21 protein-coding genes and 1 tRNA gene are annotated in these 21935 nt (G+C 61.1%); 8 read left to right on the plus strand and 14 right to left on the minus strand.

The window, feature by feature from the left end; all coding sequences use genetic code 11:
- Window positions 1–67: 67 nt before the first annotated feature.
- Window positions 68–457: a response regulator gene (locus DEJ54_RS03635; RefSeq protein ID WP_113153366.1), complete on the plus strand. Its 390-nt coding sequence runs from the start codon at window positions 68–70 to the stop codon at window positions 455–457.
- Window positions 458–543: 86 nt separating this feature from the next.
- Here the strand turns inward: DEJ54_RS03635 and DEJ54_RS03640 are convergent, their stop codons facing one another.
- Together DEJ54_RS03640 and DEJ54_RS03645 are read right to left on the minus strand one after the other, a co-directional pair.
- The gene (locus DEJ54_RS03640; protein ID WP_113153367.1) at window positions 544–1095 is read right to left on the minus strand and encodes a sigma-70 family RNA polymerase sigma factor; all 552 of its coding nucleotides are present in this window, start codon (window positions 1093–1095) and stop codon (window positions 544–546) included.
- A gap of 5 nt (window positions 1096–1100) precedes the next feature.
- Window positions 1101–1307 carry a NepR family anti-sigma factor gene (locus DEJ54_RS03645; RefSeq protein WP_113153368.1) on the minus strand — a complete coding sequence of 69 codons (207 nt, stop codon included), beginning with the start codon at window positions 1305–1307 and terminating at the stop codon, window positions 1101–1103.
- A gap of 202 nt (window positions 1308–1509) precedes the next feature.
- Here DEJ54_RS03645 and DEJ54_RS03650 point away from each other — a divergent pair, with 202 nt between their 5' ends.
- From DEJ54_RS03650 to DEJ54_RS03660, 3 genes are all read left to right on the plus strand, one after another.
- Window positions 1510–2304, plus strand: a complete 795-nt coding sequence (locus tag DEJ54_RS03650) for a response regulator (protein WP_113153369.1) — start codon at window positions 1510–1512, stop codon at window positions 2302–2304.
- Between the two features lie 132 nt (window positions 2305–2436).
- A complete protein-coding gene (locus tag DEJ54_RS03655; RefSeq protein ID WP_113153370.1) occupies window positions 2437–2604 on the plus strand; it encodes a DUF1328 domain-containing protein in 168 nt (55 codons plus the stop codon).
- Window positions 2605–2692: 88 nt separating this feature from the next.
- The gene (locus DEJ54_RS03660; RefSeq protein ID WP_113153371.1) at window positions 2693–3034 is read left to right on the plus strand and encodes a hypothetical protein; all 342 of its coding nucleotides are present in this window, start codon (window positions 2693–2695) and stop codon (window positions 3032–3034) included.
- An 83-nt stretch (window positions 3035–3117) separates the two neighbouring features.
- Here DEJ54_RS03660 and phoB read toward each other — a convergent pair whose 3' ends face one another.
- From phoB to DEJ54_RS03695, 7 genes are all read right to left on the minus strand, one after another.
- A complete protein-coding gene (phoB, locus tag DEJ54_RS03665) occupies window positions 3118–3804 on the minus strand; it encodes a phosphate regulon transcriptional regulator PhoB (protein ID WP_204360881.1) in 687 nt (228 codons plus the stop codon).
- Between the two features lie 36 nt (window positions 3805–3840).
- A complete protein-coding gene (gene phoU, locus DEJ54_RS03670) occupies window positions 3841–4551 on the minus strand; it encodes a phosphate signaling complex protein PhoU (RefSeq protein WP_113153373.1) in 711 nt (236 codons plus the stop codon).
- A 34-nt stretch (window positions 4552–4585) separates the two neighbouring features.
- Window positions 4586–5401, minus strand: a complete 816-nt coding sequence (gene pstB / locus DEJ54_RS03675; RefSeq protein WP_113153374.1) for a phosphate ABC transporter ATP-binding protein PstB — start codon at window positions 5399–5401, stop codon at window positions 4586–4588.
- Between the two features lie 14 nt (window positions 5402–5415).
- Window positions 5416–6735, minus strand: coding sequence for a phosphate ABC transporter permease PstA (gene pstA, locus DEJ54_RS03680; RefSeq protein ID WP_113153375.1), 1320 nt, complete (start codon window positions 6733–6735; stop codon window positions 5416–5418).
- A complete protein-coding gene (gene pstC, locus DEJ54_RS03685; RefSeq protein WP_113153376.1) occupies window positions 6732–8204 on the minus strand; it encodes a phosphate ABC transporter permease subunit PstC in 1473 nt (490 codons plus the stop codon). Before pstC ends, pstA begins: the two co-directional genes overlap by 4 nt.
- A 106-nt stretch (window positions 8205–8310) precedes the next feature.
- Window positions 8311–9348: a substrate-binding domain-containing protein gene (locus DEJ54_RS03690; RefSeq protein ID WP_113153377.1), complete on the minus strand. Its 1038-nt coding sequence runs from the start codon at window positions 9346–9348 to the stop codon at window positions 8311–8313.
- 555 nt (window positions 9349–9903) lie between these two features.
- Window positions 9904–13215 carry a response regulator gene (locus DEJ54_RS03695; protein WP_113153378.1) on the minus strand — a complete coding sequence of 1104 codons (3312 nt, stop codon included), beginning with the start codon at window positions 13213–13215 and terminating at the stop codon, window positions 9904–9906.
- A gap of 267 nt (window positions 13216–13482) precedes the next feature.
- On the opposite strand from DEJ54_RS03695, the gene DEJ54_RS03700 reads away from it, so the two are divergent.
- Window positions 13483–13752: a hypothetical protein gene (locus tag DEJ54_RS03700; RefSeq protein WP_162742210.1), complete on the plus strand. Its 270-nt coding sequence runs from the start codon at window positions 13483–13485 to the stop codon at window positions 13750–13752.
- 121 nt (window positions 13753–13873) lie between these two features.
- Here DEJ54_RS03700 and DEJ54_RS03705 read toward each other — a convergent pair whose 3' ends face one another.
- The 3 genes from DEJ54_RS03705 to DEJ54_RS03720 all read right to left on the minus strand — a co-directional run bounded on the left by DEJ54_RS03705 (window position 13874) and on the right by DEJ54_RS03720 (window position 15303).
- Window positions 13874–14203, minus strand: coding sequence for a hypothetical protein (locus DEJ54_RS03705; RefSeq protein WP_162742211.1), 330 nt, complete (start codon window positions 14201–14203; stop codon window positions 13874–13876).
- Between the two features lie 550 nt (window positions 14204–14753).
- Window positions 14754–14829: transfer RNA gene (locus DEJ54_RS03715), tRNA-Glu, on the minus strand.
- Window positions 14830–14928: 99 nt separating this feature from the next.
- Window positions 14929–15303, minus strand: coding sequence for a fimbrial protein (locus tag DEJ54_RS03720; protein ID WP_113153382.1), 375 nt, complete (start codon window positions 15301–15303; stop codon window positions 14929–14931).
- Window positions 15304–15329: 26 nt separating this feature from the next.
- Between DEJ54_RS03720 and DEJ54_RS03725 the strand changes: the two genes are divergently transcribed.
- Both DEJ54_RS03725 and rpoH read left to right on the plus strand, forming a co-directional pair.
- A complete protein-coding gene (locus tag DEJ54_RS03725) occupies window positions 15330–16379 on the plus strand; it encodes an RluA family pseudouridine synthase (protein WP_113153383.1) in 1050 nt (349 codons plus the stop codon).
- A gap of 196 nt (window positions 16380–16575) precedes the next feature.
- On the plus strand, window positions 16576–17499 hold the full coding sequence (gene rpoH, locus DEJ54_RS03730) for an RNA polymerase sigma factor RpoH (RefSeq protein ID WP_113153384.1): 924 nt from the start codon (window positions 16576–16578) through the stop codon (window positions 17497–17499).
- A 110-nt stretch (window positions 17500–17609) separates the two neighbouring features.
- Here rpoH and DEJ54_RS03735 read toward each other — a convergent pair whose 3' ends face one another.
- Both DEJ54_RS03735 and DEJ54_RS03740 read right to left on the minus strand, forming a co-directional pair.
- Entirely contained in the window at window positions 17610–19076 is a 1467-nt protein-coding gene (locus tag DEJ54_RS03735; RefSeq protein WP_113153385.1) for a hypothetical protein, read from the minus strand.
- 74 nt (window positions 19077–19150) lie between these two features.
- Window positions 19151–20449 (minus strand): adenylosuccinate synthase, encoded by a 1299-nt coding sequence (locus DEJ54_RS03740; protein ID WP_113153386.1) that lies wholly within the window; start codon window positions 20447–20449, stop codon window positions 19151–19153.
- Between the two features lie 240 nt (window positions 20450–20689).
- Here DEJ54_RS03740 and DEJ54_RS03745 point away from each other — a divergent pair, with 240 nt between their 5' ends.
- Window positions 20690–21865, plus strand: a complete 1176-nt coding sequence (locus DEJ54_RS03745) for a phosphoserine transaminase (protein ID WP_113153387.1) — start codon at window positions 20690–20692, stop codon at window positions 21863–21865.
- The last annotated feature ends 70 nt before the right edge of the window (window positions 21866–21935 follow it).

Genomic DNA, 21935 nt, shown 5'->3' on the forward strand with positions numbered 1-21935 from the left:
TGACAATCTACACGGGTAATGAGATGGCAAAGAGGAACGAATTCTCTGGCGTCGGAAGGATGTCTGCTTGAAGAAACCTCTGGAGGGCGCCCGCGTCCTGCTCGTCGAAGACGAAGCCATGATCGCCATGAGCATCGAAGAACTGTGCAAGGAGCACGGCGCAACGGACGTGTTCACTGTCGGCACCTTCGATGACCTGGGACCCGACGTTCTGGAAAGCCGGGGAATTTCGACAGCGATCCTCGACATCAAGCTGTCCGACAACTGGACAGACGAGTTCGCCCGCCTGCTTCAGGCGCGGCGCATCCCCTTCATCTTCGCCACCGGCTACGCCTCAAGCCACCAGGTGTTCGAGGCGTTCGGTGGTATCAGGATCGTTGAAAAGCCTTACAGGGACAGCGACCTTATCGACGCGCTGTCCCAGGCGATTGTCGGCTCAAGCGCCGGGAAGGACTGAGAGCGGTCAGACCCGATTGCCCTATGTGCGCCCTAAGGGACGCACGGCAATCCTGGCTCAGGACCTAGGCAATCCTGGCTCAGGACCTAGGCGATGAAGGCCGTATTGGTGATCTGGGTCGAGATGGCGTCCGGCCCGAAATCGCCCTCACCTGAAATCTCGAGGATTTCCTGCAGGCGCGTTCTGGCGCGGCTCACGCGGCTCTTGATCGTGCCGACCGCGCAATCGCAGATCTCCGCCGCTTCCTCATAGGAAAAGCCGGACGCGCCGATCAGAATGATCGCTTCACGCTGGTCTTCGGGCAATTGCTCGAGAGCGCGCCGGAAGTCCTTCAGATCGACCGAACCCTCCTGCGCCGGGTGCACCGACAGACGTCCGGTGATCGCACCGTCCGCGTCTTCGACCTCGCGCTTGCGCTTGCGCATCTGCGAGTAGAACTCGTTGCGAAGGATGGTGAAGAGCCAGGCTTTCAGATTGGTGCCCGGCTGATAGCTGTTCTGTTTGTCCCACGCCTTGACCAGCGATTCCTGCACGAGATCGTCCGCCCGGTCCGCACTTTTTGAAAGCGAAACGGCGAAGGCGCGCAGGCTTGGCACAGCGGCCAGTAGATCGTCACGAAAGCCCGGATAAACACTCATATATATCAGTCCTTGTTTCCGGCCGTTTCAGCGCCGCTTTTCTGCTCAAGCTGATTGAGAAGGTCGCTGAACCGATCCGGAATATCTTCCGTTACCAGGTCGTCGTAATATTGCCTGAGCTTGCGTCCGATCTCTGAGTTTGCGCCGAGCGGGTCTTCATCCTTGCCGCGCCGGGTCAAGCTTCCTCGGGTGTTTGGTTTGCCGTAATTCATGCCCTGTCTTTTTCCATCAAATCTGGTCTCCCAATGACCCGAAACCGTCCGCATCGCCCGGGCCACAACTGTCTCGTCTGCTTTCAAACGCCATTGAGCGGAATTCGTTCCCTCCGACGGGAACATTTTCGCATATGGGGCGTTTCACCCGTCACAAATGCACTAATTCTCATTGCCATGTCTTGAGGGAGACTTGAAATCCATGACCCTGTCAGCGCGTATCGCTCCGCACCTTCCTTACCTGCGGCGCTTTTCCCGGGCCGTTTCCGGCTCCCAGTCCAGCGGTGACGCACTGGTGGCTGCGACGCTTGAAGCGTTGATCGCCGATACGAGCATCTTTCCCGAGGCATCGACCGACAAGATCGCCCTCTTCAGGCTCTTCACATCGCTGTTCGAAACGCTGGACGTTCCGGTCCCCGAAGGCATGCCGAGCTCGGCATGGGAAAAGCGGGCCATGAGCAACCTTTCTTCGCTCGCGCCCCGTCCGCGTCAGGCCTTCCTGCTGGTGGCCGTCGAGAATTTCCGGCCGGAAGAGGCTGCGGAAATTCTCGAGACGGATATGAAAGGCATCAACACGATGCTGCGCGAAGCCAGCGAGGAGATTTCCCGTCAGGTGGCGACAGACATCCTCATCATCGAGGACGAGCCCCTGATCGCCATGGACATCGAGGAAATGGTCGAAAGCCTCGGGCATCGCGTGGTCGGCACGGCCCGCACCCACAAGCAGGCGGTCGAAATGTTTGCCAAGACGCAGCCGAAAATGGTGCTGGCCGACATTCAGCTTGCCGATGGCAGTTCAGGCCTTGATGCGGTGAACGAGATCCTCGACGCGGCCACCGTACCGGTCATCTTCATCACCGCCTTCCCCGAGCGGCTTCTGACGGGCGAGCGCCCGGAACCGACCTTCCTTGTGACCAAGCCGTTCAGCCCGGAAATGGTCAAGGCGCTCATCAGCCAGGCGCTCTTCTTCGATCAGCAGGCGCACGCGGCGGCCTGACACGCCCCCGCTTCTTCACGCGTTTCTCAAAAAAGCCGCCTCCGGGCGGCTTTTCTTTTGCCCAAAATCTCTCCGGCGGAACCAAATCCGAGTGCCAGACGTTTAACCGGCATAACTAAACGGAGAGACAGAATGCTATACTGGGCCCTGATATTCCTTGTCGTCGCGATCATCGCCGGCGCACTCGGTTTCGGCGGAATTGCCGGCGCTTCGGCAGGCATTGCGCAGATCCTCTTCTACATCTTCCTCGCCCTGCTCGCGATCTCGCTGATCATGGGCCTTCTGAAACGCGGTCGCTAAACGGCGACGCACACATAAACGAATGCGGCATAAGCGAACCGGACCATCCATGGCTTCCGTTTCGTGAAGACAATGAAAGGAGAAAGCCATGGAACACATCGCTGCACTTCTTTTGATTGTCGGCTGCTCAGGCAATGTGGGGGCCGGCGACACGCGCGAATGCCAGGAACTGCCCGCCCCCACCCCGGTCTACGAGACGTTTGAGGAGTGCGAGGCGGAGAAGCCGGTTGCAATGCGCGAGCTGGAAACCGAAGCGCCGCAGGTTCTCGCCACCTGTGTCTATGTGGATCCCGCACTTGTCTATGACGATGCGATCCTGGAGTGGGACATCACCAGCAATGGCGAGCTGACCGCCTCCATCGAGCCGGTGACGAGCTTTGCCGTGGCGCAGAACGAGCATGCCCGTCCCGGACACGCCGCCACGAAATAACGGGCCACGAAATAACGGGCGAAGAGCTTCAACAAAAAAGCCCCGGTCGAACCGGGGCTTTTTTAATGACTGTATCGCGTCTGTCAGGCTTCGCGGATCGCATAGCCCGCGCCGCGAATGGTGCGGATCACATCGGGCAGACGCCCGTGGTTCACGGCCTTGCGCAGCCGGCCCACATGCACGTCCACGGTGCGCTCGTCGATATAGATCGTCTCGCCCCAGACATTGTCGAGCAGCTGGCTGCGCGAGAAGACGCGGCCGGGATGCTGCATCATGAATTCCAGGAGGCGGAACTCTGTCGGTCCAAGACGGATCTCGTTCTTGCGGCGATAGACACGGTGCGATTCACGGTCGAGTACGATGTCCCCGACCGAAAGAACCGTCGAGAGCACTTCCGGCTTCGCGCGCCGCAGAAGCGCGCGAACACGCGCCACGAATTCCGGCGTCGAGAAAGGCTTCACCAGATAGTCGTCCGCGCCGGTTGAAAGGCCGCGCACGCGGTCGCTTTCCTCGCCACGGGCGGTGAGCATGATGATCGGCAGGCGCTCCGTTTCGGGGCGCATGCGCAGCCGGCGGCACAGCTCGATGCCGGAAACGGCCGGAACCATCCAGTCCAGAACGAGCAGATCGGGTACGTTTTCCTGCAGGCGCACTTCGGCTTCATCGCCGCGAGAGATCATCTCGACCTGATAGCCTTCGGCTTCCAGATTGTACTTGAGCAAGACGCAAAGCGGTTCGTCGTCTTCAACGACCATGACCTTGGGGGCAATCATGGCAGGCATTCTCCTCGGGCAGTCTACGACCGATTAGACATCGGATTCGACCGTCATCTGTGTTTCGTCAAGCTTCGGCCGCTGGACCGGAAGCTGGGACCCCGTCACCACATAATAGGCATTTTCGGCGATATTGGTCACATGGTCGCCGATACGCTCAAGATTTTTCGCACAGAACAGGAGGTGCGTGCAGGCCGTGATGTTGCGCGGGTCTTCCATCATGTAGGTGAGGAGTTCGCGGAAAACCGACGTGTACTGAATGTCGATTTCCTCATCCTCGTCGCGCAGCCGGATTAACGCCTCGGCATTGCGCGCCACATAGTGCTCGACCACCGAATTGACCTGTTTCAGCACGAGGCCGGCCATCGCGTCGATGGAATGCGCAAGCGTGCGCGGCGTGGCGCTTTCGCCCACGGCGCCGACGCGCTTGGCAATGTTCTTGGCCAGATCGCCGATGCGCTCGAGATCAGCCGCCATGCGGATGGCGCCCACGACGCTGCGCAGATCCTGCGCCATCGGCTGGCGCTTTGCGATGAGCGTGATGGCGCGCTCATCAAGGTCGCGCTGCTTGGCATCCATGATCGTGTCATCGGAGATGATGCGCTGTGCAAGCGCCGTATCGGAGTGCAGCAGCGCCCTGGTGGAAGCGCGCGTCATCTCGCCGGAGAGATCGCCCATGTCGCGGATGAGGCGGTCGATTTCACCGAGTTCCTCATCGAAGGAGCTGACTGTGTGCTCGCCCATGGTCTGGTTCCTTATCTGTGCGTTTGCCGCGCCGTCAGCCGAAGCGTCCGGTGATGTAATCCTGGGTGCGCTTGTCATCCGGATTGGTGAACATCTTGTCCGTCGGGCCTTCCTCGACCAGATTGCCGAGGTGGAACATGGCCGTGCGCTGCGAGACGCGGGCCGCCTGCTGCATGGAGTGCGTGACGATCACGATCGTGTAGTTCTCGCGCAGCTCGTCAATCAGCTCTTCCACCTTGGCGGTGGCGATGGGATCGAGCGCCGAGCAGGGCTCGTCCATCAGGATCACTTCCGGCGACACGGCAATGGCGCGCGCGATGCATAAGCGCTGCTGCTGACCACCGGAAAGACCGGTGCCGGGCTCATGCAGGCGGTCCTTCACCTCATTGAAGAGGCCAGCCTTCTGGAGACTCGCTTCCACGACCTCGTCGAACTCCGACTTCTTCGTCGCCAGACCGTGAATGCGCGGACCGTAGGCGATGTTCTCGTAGATCGACTTGGGGAACGGATTGGGCTTCTGGAAGACCATGCCGACCCGGGCGCGCAGCTCCACCACATCGATGCGGGGATCGTAGATATCCTCGCCATCGAGCGTGATCTTGCCGGTGATCCGGGCAATGTCGATCGTGTCGTTCATGCGGTTCAGGCAGCGCAGGAACGTGGATTTGCCACAGCCCGAGGGGCCGATCAGCGCGGTCACCTGGTTTTCGCGCACGTCGAGATTGACGCCGAACAGCGCCTGTTTCTCGCCGTAGAAGACGCAGACGTCTTCACCGCGCATCTTGAGGGTGTCCGAGTTCTGGCTCGCATCCAGTGCTTCTTCAACAGCAGCATCAGTGAGCATGTTCATGTCCTTCCACTCCGTTACCAGCGACGCTCGACGCGCCGCCGCAGAATAATGGCGGTAATGTTCATCACGGCGAGGAACAGCAACAACACCATGATAGCGCCCGAGGTGCGCTCGACAAACGCGCGTTCGGCCTCATTCGCCCACATGTAGATCTGAACCGGCAGCGCCGTAGCGGGATCGAGCGGCGTGGTCGGGTAATCGGCCACGAAGGCCACCATGCCGATCAGAAGCAGCGGTGCGGTTTCGCCAAGCGCCTGCGCCAGACCGATGATCGTGCCCGTGAGAATGCCGGGCGCGGCCAGCGGCAGCACATGGTGAAACACCGTCTGGGTGCGCGAAGCGCCGAGGCCGAGAGCTGCCGCACGGATGGAGGGCGGCACGGCCCGCAGCGCTGCGCGCGTTGCGATGATGATCGTCGGCAGGGTCATCAGCGTCAGCACGAGGCCGCCCACCAGAGAGGCGGAGCGCGGCAGATGCATGAAGTTGATGAACACGGCCAGGCCCAGAAGACCGAAGACGATGGACGGCACAGCCGCCAGATTGTTGATGTTGACCTCGATAAGATCGGTCAGCTTGTTCTGCGGTGCGAACTCTTCAAGATAGATCGAAGCGGCAACGCCAATGGGCAGCGCCAGAAGCAGCACGATCATCATCATGTAGAGCGAACCGACGATGGCCACGCCCATGCCGGCCGTTTCAGGACGGCTCGATGCGCCACGGGTGAAGAGACCGGTGTTGAAGCGCTGCTCCAGAACCCCGTCCGCTTCCATCGTGCGTATCCATGTGAGCTGCTGGTCGGAAACCTTTCGGCGGCTTTCGTCCACCTCGAGATTGACCTGCCCCTTCACGGCGGAATCGACATCGCCGCTCGCCAGCACCCACACATTCCGTGTCGTGCCGATGATCGCGGGATCGGACACCACCATGTCGCGCAGCTGCGTGCGCACGCCATTGGAGATGAGCCCGCCCACTTCGCGAACCAGCTTGCGGTTTTCGGGATCAACTCCGAGTTTCGCCACAAGCGCTTCGGTCGCAAGCTTGGGATAATTGGCCGTCAGGAGCTTGTTCGGATCGGTCGCGCGCTCGCCATTCGGGTCGATCACGCTCTCGGCGAAGTTGACGTCCAGATTGATCGAGGTCTGCCAGAAGGCGGTGTAGCCATTGGAAACCACCGACCACAGGAGCGCAGCCAGGAAGAAGAGGCCGACGGCGATGGCCGCCACGCCATACATCCGGAAGCGCTGCTCTGCCGCATAACGCTTCTTGATGCCGATGTCGCGCCGCGCGGCGGCTGCGCGGGGGGCGTTGCCCCCTTTGTATACAGCGTCGCTCATTCGTATTGCTCCCGGTATTTGCGCACGATGTAGAGCGCGAAGACATTCATGCCGAGCGTGAGCACGAACAGGGTCATGCCCAGTGCGAAGGCCACCAGCGTCTGCGGAGAGGTGAACTCCAGGTCGCCGGTAAGCTGGTTGACGATCTTGACGGTGATCGTCGTCATCGCTTCGAACGGGTTGAGCGTGAGATTTGCGGCAACGCCGGCGGCCAGAACCACGATCATGGTCTCACCGATGGCGCGTGACGCCGTAAGCAGAAGCGCACCGACAATGCCCGGCAGAGCCGCCGGCAGGATCACGCGCTTGATCGTCTCGGACCGCGTTGCGCCAAGACCGAGCGAACCGTCGCGCATGGCGCGCGGAACGGCGGTGATGATGTCATCGGACAGCGAGGACACGAACGGGATGAGCATGATGCCCATCACGAGGCCGGCCGTCAGAACGCTCTGCGCCTGAATGAAGCCCGGACCGCCGGCAATCGCCGCGCTGATGTCGCGCAGGAACGGGCCGACCGTGACCATGGCGAAGAAGCCGTAGACGATGGTCGGGATGCCGGCCAGAACCTCAAGCAGCGGCTTGACCACCGAACGCACACGCTTGGACGCATATTCGGCCATGTAGATCGCCGCCATGAGACCGACGGGCACGGCAAACAGCATGGCCACGAAGGCGATGTAGACCGTGCCGGCAAGAAGCGGGATGAGGCCGAACTGGCCTTCCTGCGCCTCTGCGCCTGCGGCCGCAAAGCGCGGGTCCCAGACCGTTCCGAGGAAGAAGTTGCTCAGCGAAACCGAGCGGAAGAAATGGATCGTCTCGAACAGCATCGAGAACACGATGCCCACCGTCGTCAAAATGGCGATGGTGGATGCGGCCAGAAGGCCCCAGGTGATGACGCGCTCGACATTGTTGCGGGCGCGGCTGCGCGGGCGAACGCTTCTCAGGCCCAGATAGGCGCCACCCAGTGCGATGAGGATCGACAGCACGGTGCCGATCATCGCCGCATTGTCCTGCATCGCATTCAGATCGAGCGCGATGGGGATCATGTAGTCCTGCGTGTCGGAGGCAAGCGCCACACCGCGTTCGGCGAGGATCGGACGCAGCTCTTCAAAGCTCTGCGGCACCTGGGCGAAAGCGGGGTCGCCTTCAATCCGGCGCAGGCCTTCGGCAAGATTGTGCACCATGCCCAGCGCCAGCGAACGGCTCGCAATCGCGCTGTCTTCGGTCTGCGCAGGCAGTTGTTCGCTTACCGCGCGGTCCACATAGGCATAGCTGCCAGCCGACCAGGCCGCCATGAAGAACAGCGCCGGCAGAACCGCAAGAAGAAACACCCACCAGCCATGGTAGTGCGCCCGCGAATGCGGCTTTTCGGTCGCGGTTGCGATCTGGTTCTTCGCGCGCGCATTGCCGAGCACATAACCGACAACGCCAATGAACACGATGATCGTAAGGAGAAGTCCCCAGGACACAAAGCCTCCTCGCCGGCAGGTACCGGCAGCGTCATTCAGACCAATTTCGCAGAGACGAAAACGCAGGCGGCCAATGAGCCGCCTGCGTCGTCATGCGAAAACCGGATTACATGGTCTCGCCAGCGGAGAAAGCTTCGCGCTGTGCGTCGCGCTCTGCATCCGGAGCCGGAACCAGGCCGTAATCGGCAAGCGGGCTCTCCGGGCCGACCATCTGGTCGTCGAGGAAGAACTCAACATATTCCTTGAGGCCCGGAACAACGCCGATGTGCGCCTTCTTCACGTAGAACTGAAGCGGACGCGACACCGGATACTCACCGGTCGAGATGGTCTCGACGGTCGGCGTGACACCGTTGATCGTTGCGACCTTCAGCTTGTCGGCATTGTTCTCGTAGAAGGAGAGGCCGAACACGCCAACGCCGGTCTTGTTGGCGTCGATGCGAGCGAGGGTCTCGGTGTAGTCGCCGTCGATATCGACCGCGCCGCCATCCTTGCGGACCGCGATGCAGGCGTCTTCAGCGGCGTCTTCGTCCAGGCCAGCCTCTTCAGCAGCCTTCAGACCGCCAGCAGCTTCACAGCCAGCAGCGAGAACCTTCTCTTCGAAGACTTCGCGGGTGCCGTGCTTCTCACCCGGGATGTAGGCAGCAATGTCCCACTCCGGCAGGTCCGGATTGACTTCGTTCCACTTCTTGTAGGGGTTGTCGACGAGCTTGCCGTCAACAGCAACCTTGGCAGCCAGCGCCTTGTAGACGTCGATCGGCTCGAGCGCCCAGTCCTGGCCCTGGATGTCGGTGGCGAAGACGATACCGTCATAGCCGAACTGGACTTCCTGGATTTCCTTCACGCCGTTTTCGGCGCAGGCAGCAACTTCCTTTTCGCGGATTTTGCGCGAAGCGTTGGCGATGTCGATCGTGTCTTCACCGACGCCCTTGCAGAACTCCTTCAGGCCAGCGGAGGAACCGCCGGACTCGACAACAGGCGTCTTGAAGCTCGGGAAGGTCTCGCCGAAGTTCTCGGCAACGATCTTCGCGTAGGGGAGAACGGTCGACGAACCGGCAATCTGGACCTGATCGCGGGCCGCAGCCGCACCGACCGCACCGACAAGGGCGATCGTGGCCGCCGAAGCGGTGAGGAGGAATTTGTTCATTGGAGACAGCTCCCTGTTCGGAATTCGGTCAGACGCCCTCTCGGCGTCGGGGAGCGGAATAACAACTCTGTGTAACAGTTCCATGACACTTACATGTCAGCCCGATTACGTATGAGAAAATCGTTATTTCTCAGACTATTCGCCCATCAGGACGACAGAAGGCGCAGATCGGACAAGACAGACGCCGTCGCATGGAAACTGTCATATGAAGGGAAGAAACGGGTTCTGGCCGAGGGGCAAGGAGCCTGGTCCAGACTTGGCCGAAGGCCTATTGGACCCGCTTAAAAAAGCCGGGCGGGGGAAAGCCTGAGAAAGGCAAATCACACTTGGCTGGGTTCAAAACCCGGATAGATCCTGTTGGGGCTCGTTTGGACCACCCATGGCCCTGTGGATCTCCGCCCGCCCGGAAGCCTGATAGGTCAACCAGCGACCAATCATTTCAACTTTAATGAGAGGTTTAAGTTTATTATATGGCGCGATCACGCCAGTCGGCGTCGCTTTCAGAAAATTTGAATAAAAATGTTACCCTACAGGCAGTTAGCAATCAAAGCCGGCTCATTTCAAGATTGAATTCCTGCGCGGACATTTCACCCAGGAGTTGATCTTATCCATCAGCGCGCGCGGACTGATCGGCTTGGAAAGATAATCGTCCATCCCGGATTCCAGGCACAGATCACGATCACCTTTCAGGGCGTGCGCTGTCACACCGATAATGGGAACGCGCGTTCGCGCGACCTTTTCGAGCCGGCGGATCTCCCGCGTTGCCTCCAGCCCGTTCATCTCCGGCATTGAGACATCCATCAAAACCAGGTGCGGCTGGCTGTGCTCCCACGCCTCAACCGCCAGCCGCCCATTGTCGACGATCTCGAAGGAAAGCCCCGCTTCGCTCAGGATCTGGCGGAAGACGAGCTGGTTCACCTCATTGTCTTCGGCAACGAGCACATCGATGCCGCCCATTGCGGTAACCGGCGGTTCCGGCTCGGAGATGACGGTTGCGGGCTCCACTTCCTCGGACCGGACTTCCGGCTCCGCAGCGACTTCCACGCCGCCATCCCCCTCTTCTTCTCGCCCGCCATGAATGGCCTTGACCACGGCATCCAGAAGCGCCGAGGCGCGCGCCGGCTTGATGAGATGCGAGGCGATGGACAGGTCGCGCGCGCCAAATCCGGACAGAGACTGATCAACGGAGGTGAGCAGCACCACCGGCGTGTGCGCAATTTCGGGTTCGGCGCGGATGACCTCCACCATGTCGAGCCCGTTCATGCCCGGCATCTGATAATCCACGACCACACAGTCGACCCGCAGCCCGAGCTCCGTGGACACTCTCAGAACGTTCAGCGCCTCCTCTGCCCCTTCGGCAACGCAGGCATCGAAGCCCCAATGGGCCATCTGCTCGCCGAGGATCATACGGTTGACGGCGTTGTCATCGACCACGAGGACACGGGCGTGGGAAACGTCGCCGGGGGCCGAGGGCTGCGGCGCCGCATCCGTCGCCTTCGGCAGCGTCAGGGTGAACCAGAAGGTCGAGCCACGCCCTTCGACGCTCTCGACGCCGATTTCGCCGCCCATGAGATCCACAAGCCGCGACGTGATCGCAAGCCCCAGCCCCGTGCCTTCGTGACGGCGGGTGGAAGACGCATCCACCTGGCTGAACTTCTCGAACACCAGTGCGAGCTTTTCCCTCGGAATGCCGATGCCCGTGTCCGTCACCGAGAATTGCAGTTCGACCCTGCCGTCCTCCGTCTCCTGACCGCTGACATTGACGAGAACATGCCCCTTCTCGGTGAATTTCACGGCATTGCCGACGAGATTGGTCAGGATCTGCCGGATGCGACCGACATCGCCCACGACCGCGCGCGACAGCCCCGGCGCCACACGCACGATCAGCTCCAGATCCTTTTCCTTGGCCCGTGACGACATCAGGGTCACCACATCGCCGACGGCCTCCCCCAGATGGAACGGACCTGCATCCAGAACAATGTGCCCGGCATCGATCTTCGAGAAGTCGAGAATATCATTGATGATGTTCAGCAGCGCATTGCCCGACTTCAGGATAATGTCGGCGAATGTCTTCTGCTTCGCCGAAAGGTCCGTCTTGGCAAGCAGTTCGGCCATGCCGAGAACGCCATTCATGGGCGTGCGGATTTCATGGCTCATATTGGCCAGGAACTCAGACTTCGCCCGGTCCGCGATGATCGCTTCCTCACGGGCGTTGCGGAGTTCTTCCTCGCGCTGCTTGAGTTCGCTGATATCGACGCGCACGCCGACAAATGTGCCGTCTTCCGTGCGGGTATCGATCGCCTTGAACCAGCGGCCATTGGCATGGCTGCGTTCAAACACACGGTGACGAACCTGATAGGACTGGAGATAGCCTTCGATCCAGGCTTCGGGATCAACATCGTAAAGCGCATCGAGGTCCGGATCGCCGCTCTGGCGGAAATATCCCGCCTCATGTGCAAGCAGCACCGCATCGCGCAGGGTCTTGCCGGGCTGCATGGCCGGGATCATCGCCGGCAGGGCCTCATGCAGCTTGCGATTGGCCAGCACATAATGATCATCACGGTCATAAATGACGACGCCTGCCGGCAGGGATTCAAGCACTTCTGCAAGCTGCCGCCGCGCGTCTTCAGCGTCATTCTCGCGCTTGCGGATATCAGAGATGTCGAACAGCGCGCCGACCACATAGGGCTTGCCGCTCTGCGTTTCGACACGATGCTTCCGCACGATGCGGTAATTGCCGATGCCCGGCTGCTCGAAATCTTCTTCGACTTCGTAATCTTCGCTCGTGTCGAGAACGCGCTGCTCGCTTTCCTCGAACGCACTTGCCAGTTCCGGGGAGACGAAATCGATCGCCCGTTTGCCCAGAATGTCCGGCACATCATCGCCGAGCGTCCGCTTGAACGCGCGGTTCACCAGAACGAAACGCAGGTCCTGATCCTTGGCGAAAACCGGATTGGGCAACTCGTTGAGAATGGCCTCGGCGAGTTTCGCCTTCTCAAGGGCGTCGGCGAGGGCATCTTCATGCCGCTTGAGCCTTGTGATGTCTGTGCAGATGCCGATCCTGCCACCATCCACCAGCCGCTTCTCGCGGTGCATGATCCAGCGGCCGTCATGGAAGCGGAGCACGCTTTCGAAGGCCTCTTCGCTCTGCCGCAGGTCAAGCACCTGCCGTATCCACGCATCCGCCCCCAGCCCTTCGGTTGACCAGATCTCCCGCGTGACGCCAGCCCACAGAAGCGCCTCGAACGAGGTTCCGGGCCGGATCACATCTTCCAGCCCGGCATACATCTCGATCATCGCCCGGTTGCTGAGCACCAGACAGTCATCGGCATCGTAATAGCAGAAGGCGTCATGAGTAACGTCAAGCGCCGCCATCAGCCGGGTCAGATGCCCATCCGCGCCGCTGAAGCGAAATGGCAGCGACGCCCCGTCGCCCTCATCATCATTCGCCCCGTTTCGCAGGCAATCCATGGTCGACGTCACATTGTGCGCGACGCCCCGGTAACCCAGAAATTCTCCCCGCTCATCGAAGCGCGGAAAACCGGAAACGGAGATCCAGCGGCACTGCTCCGCGCCGCCCACGAGATCGTAGATGAACTGGCTGAAGGGTTTACGCGCGGCCAGCAGGGCTTCATGCGCCTCAACATCGCTGACCGGATGGAAGGCATTGCGGGCAAGCGTGATGCGCGAACGGCCGAGAAAGCGCTCCGGTTTCAGCCCCGTGACGCTTTCGAATTCCCCGGAGATCCAGACAAGCCGGTGCTGCCGGTCGGTTTCCCAAACCCAGCCGGCAGCCGACCGAAGCAGTTCGGTCAGCTCATCACCGGAAAATCTCTGCGCGAAACCTGCGCCTTCGCCGGTCTCCAAACTCAGTTGCTCCCTTCAGAGGCACATAGCGATAGATATGCGCATGCACCACGTATGCTCAGCCTGACGGTCAAGCCCTGACGATATGCTAACCATAAAGTCGATTCGCACCAATATGACAGGCGGAGCTTGCCTCTCGCTGGAGTGTGCGCCCACCAGATCATGCCTTGAGCTGGATCTGAACCGGGAGTGAATAGCGATTACAGTACACGTTCAGGTGAATTCGGCTTTTCTACCTGCAGGGGCATAAAACTTCTGGAGGACTTCATGAAAAGCGTAATGCAAAAACTCGCTATGGCGCTGGTCGCCATCGGCGCAATGGCCACCACCGCACAGGCTGCCACCGGCACCAAGCATTATGGAAAATGCTACGTGAAGGAAATGTACGGCGGCCGTGAAGTAACCAATGCCTATAGCTGTCAGGCTGCAAATGTCAGTTGCCCGAACCCCGAATGGGGCGGCGAATGTACCGTCGACGGCAAGCTGGGCACGTTCAGCGATGGCGAGCGCGCGCGCCGCAACGACAAGGCACTATAGAGCTTGCACCGACGCAATACGTCTCCGCTTCCTGAGGAGCGGAGACGACACGTCAGATTGCCCCTGCGTTTTGCTCACCCAGCCGGGCCGCATTCGGCAGAGACAGCTTCCCTTCCGGGCCTTACGCCCAGATTGCAAGCAGCAGCGACACCGCTACACCTATGCCCAGATTGAAGATCCAGAACATCTTGCTGGAGACTGCCTCGCGAAAGGGCGTTCCCCGGGTCATTCGCCAGCCGATCCAGCCTCCGGCCAGAAAAGCCTGCAGCATCAGATAAACGACCAGCACAAAGGCTCGAAGATCCAGCCAGCCTCTGGAAGGAACCAGTTCGGTCAGCAGCGGAAAACTCACGAGCATGGTGGCGAACGACCAGCCCGCGCCCATCAACAGCACGATCAAAAGCGCCTTGACCCAGCCAAGCACCGCCACCCCGTATTGCCCCGCACTCATCCGCCCACCTGTTCAATGCTGCATGCTCGCCTGCAAACGCAATCGCGCATCCGCCGGCGATTCGCCCTGAGGGGCAAGATGTATTGATGATTTTCAGGCAATTGTGCTGGAAATGCGGTGTGATGTTCTTTTGCCCGCAACACAAAATACGGACCGGAAAGGATCAAAGCCGACACGCGCGCCGGGAAACTCTGACGTTGCTTCGGTCAGCCCGGGATCTGCGCCCTCAGCGCCCGATCATAACCTCCGACTTCCTCAGCCCCGGGCGAAGCACCCGCATTTCCGGCACGGTTCTTTTCGCTGAGTTGCGCGGGCGATTGATCGTCTTTCACCGTCTGATCATCTCCAGACGCCACCTGATTGTGGGCACAGCCCGCAAGAAGAGCGAGAACAGGCAAGGCGACGCATAAGCGGATCATGGCAATATCCTTCGGCTTTCACCCAATGACGCAGCGTAAGACGAACGCACGGTTTGGGTAAATGGCTGAAGCATCAGACAGACAACTGCCCGACCGCACCGTTAATGAAAGATTATGCTGAAAAAGAGAAGTGGCACTCCCAAGGGGACTCGAACCCCTGTTTCCGCCGTGAGAGGGCGGCGTCCTAGACCGCTAGACGATGGGAGCGCAGCGATTGCGGCGATATAGGCGCGTTCGCGGCCGAATGCAACAGCCGTTTTGCGATCTTTGTGAATTCGGCCAAGTTTTTTTGGCCGAACCCGATCATCAGGGCTGCAACGTAAACCGCGCAGCCATGTTACCGTTCGAAAGATCGTAAAGACGAAGCTCTTCACCGCCATCAGCCAGACGCACATGCAGGGAGATCCGCGCGCCGTCGAGCGACTGCGAAAGAACCCGTGCGCCCTCAGGCAGATCGATCACGCCTTCCATGGCGTCACCCGGCAGGGCAATCGCGGCCGCCGGCTCCTCCGGCTTCTCGCTCAGCGTCTTGTAGACAAAGGCGAGCACGACCGCCATAACCGCGGTGAACAGAATGGCCAGATTGATGCCCATGAAGCGGACCATCTTGCGGCGCACTCGCTCGGCTGCCGGATCGAGCGTCTCCTGCTCCGGGGTTTCCTGTTCTTCTGGCGTGGCCATGTCTCACCGTTTTGAAAGCAATCTCAATGCGCGATCCTGATACCGAAGACCACAACGAATGGGAAGACGCAGACGCAAGCAAAGCGTTCACCGTTGACCCCGAAGACGCCGGAGAGCGGCTGGATCGCTGGCTTTCGGGCCGGCTGGGCGCGGCGGTTTCACGCAGCCGCCTGCAGTCGCTCATTCGCGCAGGCGCCGTTCGCTGCGACGAAATCCCGGTCACCGAGACCAAGCACAAGGTCGCGGAAGGCGAGGTTTACGCCCTCATCGTGCCCGAGGCGGAGCCGGCGGAACCGGAACCCGAGCCCATCCCGCTCGATGTTCTCTATGAAGACGCCTCGCTGATCGTCATCAACAAACCGGCTGGCCTCGTGGTGCACCCCGCCCCCGGCAACTGGTCGGGCACGCTGGTCAATGCGCTGCTTCACCATTGCGGCGACAGCCTTGCCGGCATTGGCGGCGTGCGCCGCCCCGGCATTGTTCATCGCCTCGACCGCGACACGACAGGCGTGATGGTCGTCGCCAAGACCGACAATGCCCACCGTATCCTGTCGGAGGCCTTTGCCGATCATGGTCGCAGCGGCGACCTGGAACGCGCCTATACCGCCCTTGTCTGGGGCGCGCCGGAGCGCATGGCAGGCACGATCGACGCGCCGCTCGGCCGCCATGCGCAGAGCCGCACGCTGCGCGCCGTGGTGCCCGCCGGCCGCAGTGACGCACGCCACGCCGTCACCCGCTACAGGGTGCAGAAGCGCTATGGAACCGACGGCGCGGGCAATGCATTTGCTGCACGGGTGGAATGCCGGCTGGAGACCGGACGCACGCACCAGATCCGCGTGCACATGGCGCATATCGGCCATCCGCTCATCGGCGACCGGGATTACGCCCGCGCCTTCCGCACCAAGGCCAACAGGTTACCCGAGGAGATACGCCCCACAGTCGCCGCTTTTCCGCGTCAGGCTCTGCATGCTCACCTCCTCGCCTTCCGGCATCCGGAAACCGAAGAACTGATGCGTTTCGAGGCCGATCTGCCCGCCGATCTGCTGGCATTGACAAAGGCACTTGATATTTTGTAATAGTCGGTACAATAATAGTGTCCACCATCTGGTGACACAATGTTGACAGCAGAGTGAGACTTTAACTGTCAGGAATCGTTCCTATATGGGATATGGTGCGGTGCATCAAAGATGATCGCGCTGTTTCCCATTCCAGCAAACGCCAAGACATAAGGCGTCCCCGCATGAGGGCGGATCCGGCAAAGGAGGGTGCTTAATGGCCCAGACATTACCCAGCGTCGCCACGGGCGAAGGCGGTCTGACCCGCTACCTGGAGGAAATTCGCCGTTTCCCCATGCTGCAGCCCGAAGAAGAGTACATGCTTGCGAAGCGCTATTCGGAGCATGACGACACGGCGGCTGCGCACAGGCTCGTGACAAGCCATCTGCGCCTCGTGGCCAAGATCGCCATGGGGTATCGCGGCTATGGTCTGCCGATCGGCGAAGTCATTTCCGAAGGCAATGTCGGCCTCATGCAGGCCGTCAAGAAATTCGAACCGGAGCGCGGCTTCCGTCTCGCCACCTATGCGATGTGGTGGATCAAAGCCTCGATCCAGGAATATATCCTGCGTTCGTGGAGCCTCGTGAAGATGGGCACCACGGCCAACCAGAAACGGTTGTTCTTCAACCTGCGCAAGGTGAAGAGCAAGATTCAGGCGCTCGATGACGGCGACCTGAACCCCGAGCAGGTTTCCGAAATCGCCACCCGCCTCAAAGTGAGCGAGGAAGAAGTCGTGTCGATGAACCGTCGCCTGTCGGGCGATGCGTCCCTCAACGCGCCGATCCGCGCTACGGAAGGCGAGTCCGGCGAGTGGCAGGACTGGCTGGTGGATGACGGCGAGAGCCAGGAAGACATGCTGGCCGAACAGGATGAGCTGGAAACACGCCGCCAGATGCTTGGCGACGCCATGTCCGTGCTCAACGACCGCGAGAAGCGCATCTTCCAGGCACGGCGTCTTTCCGAAGACCCGCTGACGCTGGAAGAACTGTCGGGCGAGTTCGACATCAGCCGCGAGCGCGTTCGCCAGATCGAGGTCCGCGCCTTCGAGAAGGTGCAGGAAGCGGTGCAGAATTCGGCCCGCCAGCAGGCGCTGGCCGCAAAGACGCTGGCCGCCGAGGCCCATCGACAGGCAGGCGCCTGAACGCGCCTTGCGCAATTGAGAATGAAAAAAGCCGGCGGTGATCCCGCCGGCTTTTTTGTTTCATGAAACTTCAGCCAGCCGTCAGACAGACCGCCTGACTGCAAGAGGCTCTAGCCGCTCGTCGCGTTCTGCCAGGCTGCCAGAACATCGTTGAAAACCTTCTCGCCCGGAATGCCCTTTTCGAGGGTGATGAGCGCGCGCCGTCCGGACTTGTAGACGATGGGAATGTCGATCCAGCGCTGGCGACGCAGCAGCAGAAGATTGGTCTCGATATCGGCCGCGCTGTCGCTGAGCGCCACGAGGAAGAAGCCATCTGCAATCTTGGCCGGAATGCCAAGCAGCGGATTGCCCGTATCCTGCTCGGAGCGCTTCAGGGAAACGCGCAGCACATTGTCGATGCTGCCACCCTCGAAATCGTCGGGCGTCAGGAAAATCACTTCCATGATGTGGCTTGCCGGCAGTGATTCATCCGCATTGCGGCGGATCGTCATTTTCAGCTGCAGGTTCTTCTGGGGAATGGTCGCCTCGGCGCGAATGGCCGGCTCCGGCGGCAGATCATTGCCCGGCGATTCCTGCACCACGGACCAGACCACGGCGCCGACATCGGCAGACCCCTGCGAAACGCTGGTGCGCTCTTCATAGAAGATCGCCTTCTGGCCAACCGGAAGCGCCTGATCAGCGCCGGCATCGCCATTCTGGGCAGGTGCGCCCTGCGAAGCCTCGTCACCTGTCTGGGTCGCCTGCGCGACCGAAGTCCCCTCACCCAGTCCCGGCTGCCCGCCAGCTGGCCCGTCATCCACCTCGCGGCCATCGGGCAGGAGGCGCTGCGTAAACTTGCGCGCCGGTTCGGGCGCTGCCGGCTCGGCAGTGGCGTCTTCGCCGCCTGCGGCCGCAGTGTTTGCGCCGTCGTCTCCGGAACTCTCACCAGCGGCAGGCGTAGCCGCCTCACCGCTATCGGACGCAACCTGCTCCCCGCCGCCACCGACGAGACCTGCAAGATCGTCCTTGTAGAACCAAGCACCCACGGCAATCGCCACAAGCAGCAGAAGCGCCGCGATCAGACCGCCGGAAACGCCCTTGCGCCCCTTGGCGCGCGGCGGCGGGGGCGGCGTTTCCAGCCCCGCTTCCGGTCCATCGACGCCACGATCCCTGTCGGACGCCTGCTCTTCCGCACTGGCGACGACAGTGTCTTTCGCGCCGTCATCCGCCTTCGCGGCATCGCCGGCCTCACCGGAGGCCGGAGACTTTTCATCAGGCCGCGCAGCAAAATCGCCATAAAGCGGGTCGGCCGGTTTCACCGGGTCGACGTCCAGCTCTGCAAAGATCTGGTCCAGCTCGTCCTGATCAGGCTCTTCGGGCGCAGGTGGCGGTGCGTATTCAGCCTCGACCTTGGCGATGGCGTCTTCGAGCAGCTTGCGCTGACGTTCCACCACCGCCGCAGAGGGCGCCGGCTGCACGCTGGCAAGCTTCTTCTCGATTGTCATTCGGGCTTTCTGATAAACGCGCTCACGCGCTTCCGGAGAATTCTCCGAAAGCGCATCGATCGTTTTCTTCAGAACCGCAGAAAAATCCGCCATGCCTTATCAAACCTGTTTTACTTCTTGATCGCGCAGCCGCCCCACGGACACGCAAAGCAGTTCTGCCCGCGAAACTAGTCCTGAAAAGGATCGGTCACAAGTATGGCGTCTTCGCGTTCGGGGCTGGTGGAAAGAATAGCCACCGGCGCGCCGATCAGCTCCTCGACGTGACGCACATATTTGACAGCCTGTGCCGGCAGGTCCGTCCACTTGCGCGCGCCCTTGGTCGTGCCCTTCCAGCCTTCCAGCGTTTCATAGACCGGCTCGAGACGCGCCTGTGCGCCCTGGCCCGCCGGCAGATAATCGATCAGCTCGCCATCGAGCTTGTAGCCCGTGCAGATCTTGATCTCATCCATGCCGTCCAGAACGTCGAGCTTGGTCAGCGCGATGCCGTTCATGCCATTGGTGACAACGGCCTGGCGCACGAGAACCGCATCGAACCAGCCGCAGCGACGCTTGCGGCCCGTGACGGTGCCAAACTCATGACCGCGCGTTCCGAGGAACTCGCCGACCTCGTTGTCCTGCTCGGTCGGGAACGGACCTTCGCCAACACGGGTCGTGTAGGCCTTGGTGATGCCGAGCACATAATCGATGGAGCCCGGCCCGAGACCGGAGCCCGTGGCTGCCTGACCGGCAATCGTGTTGGAGGAGGTCACGAAGGGATAGGTGCCATGATCGATGTCGAGCATGGTGCCCTGCGCGCCCTCGAACAGGATGCGCTGGCCAGCGCGGCGCGCGTCCTCGAGGATCTTCCAGACACGATCCACATAGGGAAGGATCTTGTCGGCCACGGAGGTCAGCTCTTCCATGATCGCCTCATGCGTCACTTCTTCATGGCCGAGGCCACGGCGCAGCGCATTGTGGTGCGTGAGCAGACGGTCGATCTTCATCGGCAGCGTGTCGGTGTTGGCCAGATCCATGACCCGGATCGCACGACGACCGACCTTGTCTTCATAAGCCGGGCCGATGCCGCGGCGGGTGGTGCCGATCTTCGTGCCGGAATTGGATGCGGCGTCCTCACGGAAACCGTCGAGTTCACGATGCAGCGAGAGAATGAGCGCCGTGTTCTCGGCGATCTTCAGGCGGTCGGGGGTGACATTCACGCCCTGCTCGGCGAGACGCCCCATCTCGGCGACAAATGCATGCGGGTCGAAGACCACGCCATTGCCGATGACCGAAAGCTTGCCGGGACGAACGACGCCGGAGGGCAACAGCGAAAGCTTGTAGCTCACACCATCGATGACCAGCGTGTGGCCGGCATTGTGGCCGCCCTGAAAACGCGCAACCACATCGGCGCGTTCCGACAGCCAGTCAACGATCTTGCCCTTGCCTTCGTCGCCCCACTGCGAGCCGACAACCACCACATTTGCCATGAAAAAGTCCTTCCCGGCGCAACGTCCGGCGGGTCCCCCGCCTGGATGATTAAGAAAACGAATGGCCTCTATAGAGCCTCAAGGCTCCCATGGAAACCATGCTGGCATTGTCGCTGCATGTTTTAACGCCGCATCGGGCGATCATGCCGCACTTGACTGGAAAAACGGATCGGCGTAACTCCGTCCGTGGGCCACCTCTCCCCACCGAGAGGCGTGCTATCTGTAAGGATAGGATATATCATGAGCGCACTCCCCACGCCGGACAACCGTCCGGCCAATACCCATTTTTCTTCAGGTCCCTGCACCAAACGTCCCGGCTGGTCGCTTGACGCGCTTGCCGACGCTCCCCTTGGCCGGTCGCACCGTTCGTCCGTCGGCAAGGCGAAACTGGCAGAGGCCATCGACCTTACCCGTGAAATTCTGCAGGTGCCGGCGGATTACCGCATCGGCATCGTGCCCGCATCCGACACCGGCGCCGTCGAAATGGCGCTCTGGTCGCTGCTCGGCGAACGCGGCGTCGACATGGTTGCATGGGAATCCTTCGGCGCCGGCTGGGTGACGGATGTCGTCAAGCAGCTCAAGCTCGAAGACGTGCGCCGCATCGAAGCCGACTACGGCGACCTGCCCGATCTCGGCACAATCGATTTCGACCGCGATGTCGTTTTCACCTGGAACGGCACCACTTCGGGTGTCCGTGTTCCCGATGGCAATTTCATTCCCGCCGACCGTGCGGGCCTGACGATCTGCGACGCCACCTCGGCTGCATTCGCCCAGCGCCTGCCCTTCGACAAGCTCGATGTCGTCACCTTCTCCTGGCAGAAGGTTCTGGGCGGAGAAGGCGCGCATGGCGTCATCATCCTGTCCCCGCGCGCCGTCGAGCGCCTGGAAAACTACGCACCGGCATGGCCGCTGCCGAAAATCTTCCGTCTCACCAAGGGCGGCAAGCTGATTGAAGGCATCTTCCGCGGCGAGACCATCAACACGCCGTCCATGCTTTGCGTGGAAGACTATATCGACGCGCTGAACTGGGCGAAGTCCGTCGGCGGCCTCGACGGTCTTGTCGACCGCGCCAATGCGAACTTCGCCGTGATCGACGAGTTCGTGCGCAGGAGCGACTGGCTCGATCATCTGGCCAAAGTGCCTGCCACGCGCTCCAACACCTCGGTCTGCCTGTCGATCGTCGATCCCGAGATCGCCGCACTCGATGCGGCCGATCAGGCGGCCTTCGCCAAGGGCATGGTTTCGGCTCTCGCCAAGCAGGGTGTCGCTTACGATATCGGCCATTACCGCGATGCGCCTTCGGGTCTGCGGATCTGGGCCGGCGCGACTGTCGAGGCATCCGATCTGGAAGCCCTGATGCCGTGGCTCGACTGGGCATTCCAGTCGCAGAAGGCCGGCCTCAAGGCCGCAGCCTGACAGGCTCACGCTGAATTTGCGGCTCCGCGCGCGGAGCCGCCACCCCTGATTTCATTGCAAAGCAACAGGA

The sequence above is a fragment of the Nitratireductor sp. OM-1 genome (genome assembly GCF_003296175.1).
In the GTDB taxonomy this organism is placed as follows: Bacteria; Pseudomonadota; Alphaproteobacteria; order Rhizobiales; family Rhizobiaceae; genus Nitratireductor; species Nitratireductor aquimarinus.

Excerpts from the sequence above, each read along its gene's own strand:
- DEJ54_RS03640 (WP_113153367.1), bottom strand. The coding sequence starts at position 1,095 with ATGAGTGTTTATCCGGGCTTTCGTGACGATCTACTGGCCGCTGTGCCA.
- DEJ54_RS03645 (WP_113153368.1), bottom strand. The coding sequence starts at position 1,307 with ATGAATTACGGCAAACCAAACACCCGAGGAAGCTTGACCCGGCGCGGC.
- DEJ54_RS03650 (WP_113153369.1), top strand. The coding sequence starts at position 1,510 with ATGACCCTGTCAGCGCGTATCGCTCCGCACCTTCCTTACCTGCGGCGC.
- DEJ54_RS03655 (WP_113153370.1), top strand. The coding sequence starts at position 2,437 with ATGCTATACTGGGCCCTGATATTCCTTGTCGTCGCGATCATCGCCGGC.
- DEJ54_RS03660 (WP_113153371.1), top strand. The coding sequence starts at position 2,693 with ATGGAACACATCGCTGCACTTCTTTTGATTGTCGGCTGCTCAGGCAAT.
- phoU (WP_113153373.1), bottom strand. The coding sequence starts at position 4,551 with ATGGGCGAGCACACAGTCAGCTCCTTCGATGAGGAACTCGGTGAAATC.
- pstB (WP_113153374.1), bottom strand. The coding sequence starts at position 5,401 with ATGAACATGCTCACTGATGCTGCTGTTGAAGAAGCACTGGATGCGAGC.
- pstA (WP_113153375.1), bottom strand. The coding sequence starts at position 6,735 with ATGAGCGACGCTGTATACAAAGGGGGCAACGCCCCCCGCGCAGCCGCC.
- DEJ54_RS03690 (WP_113153377.1), bottom strand. The coding sequence starts at position 9,348 with ATGAACAAATTCCTCCTCACCGCTTCGGCGGCCACGATCGCCCTTGTC.
- DEJ54_RS03700 (WP_162742210.1), top strand. The coding sequence starts at position 13,483 with ATGAAAAGCGTAATGCAAAAACTCGCTATGGCGCTGGTCGCCATCGGC.
- DEJ54_RS03705 (WP_162742211.1), bottom strand. The coding sequence starts at position 14,203 with ATGAGTGCGGGGCAATACGGGGTGGCGGTGCTTGGCTGGGTCAAGGCG.
- DEJ54_RS03720 (WP_113153382.1), bottom strand. The coding sequence starts at position 15,303 with ATGGCCACGCCAGAAGAACAGGAAACCCCGGAGCAGGAGACGCTCGAT.
- DEJ54_RS03725 (WP_113153383.1), top strand. The coding sequence starts at position 15,330 with ATGCGCGATCCTGATACCGAAGACCACAACGAATGGGAAGACGCAGAC.
- rpoH (WP_113153384.1), top strand. The coding sequence starts at position 16,576 with ATGGCCCAGACATTACCCAGCGTCGCCACGGGCGAAGGCGGTCTGACC.
- DEJ54_RS03735 (WP_113153385.1), bottom strand. The coding sequence starts at position 19,076 with ATGGCGGATTTTTCTGCGGTTCTGAAGAAAACGATCGATGCGCTTTCG.
- DEJ54_RS03740 (WP_113153386.1), bottom strand. The coding sequence starts at position 20,449 with ATGGCAAATGTGGTGGTTGTCGGCTCGCAGTGGGGCGACGAAGGCAAG.
- DEJ54_RS03745 (WP_113153387.1), top strand. The coding sequence starts at position 20,690 with ATGAGCGCACTCCCCACGCCGGACAACCGTCCGGCCAATACCCATTTT.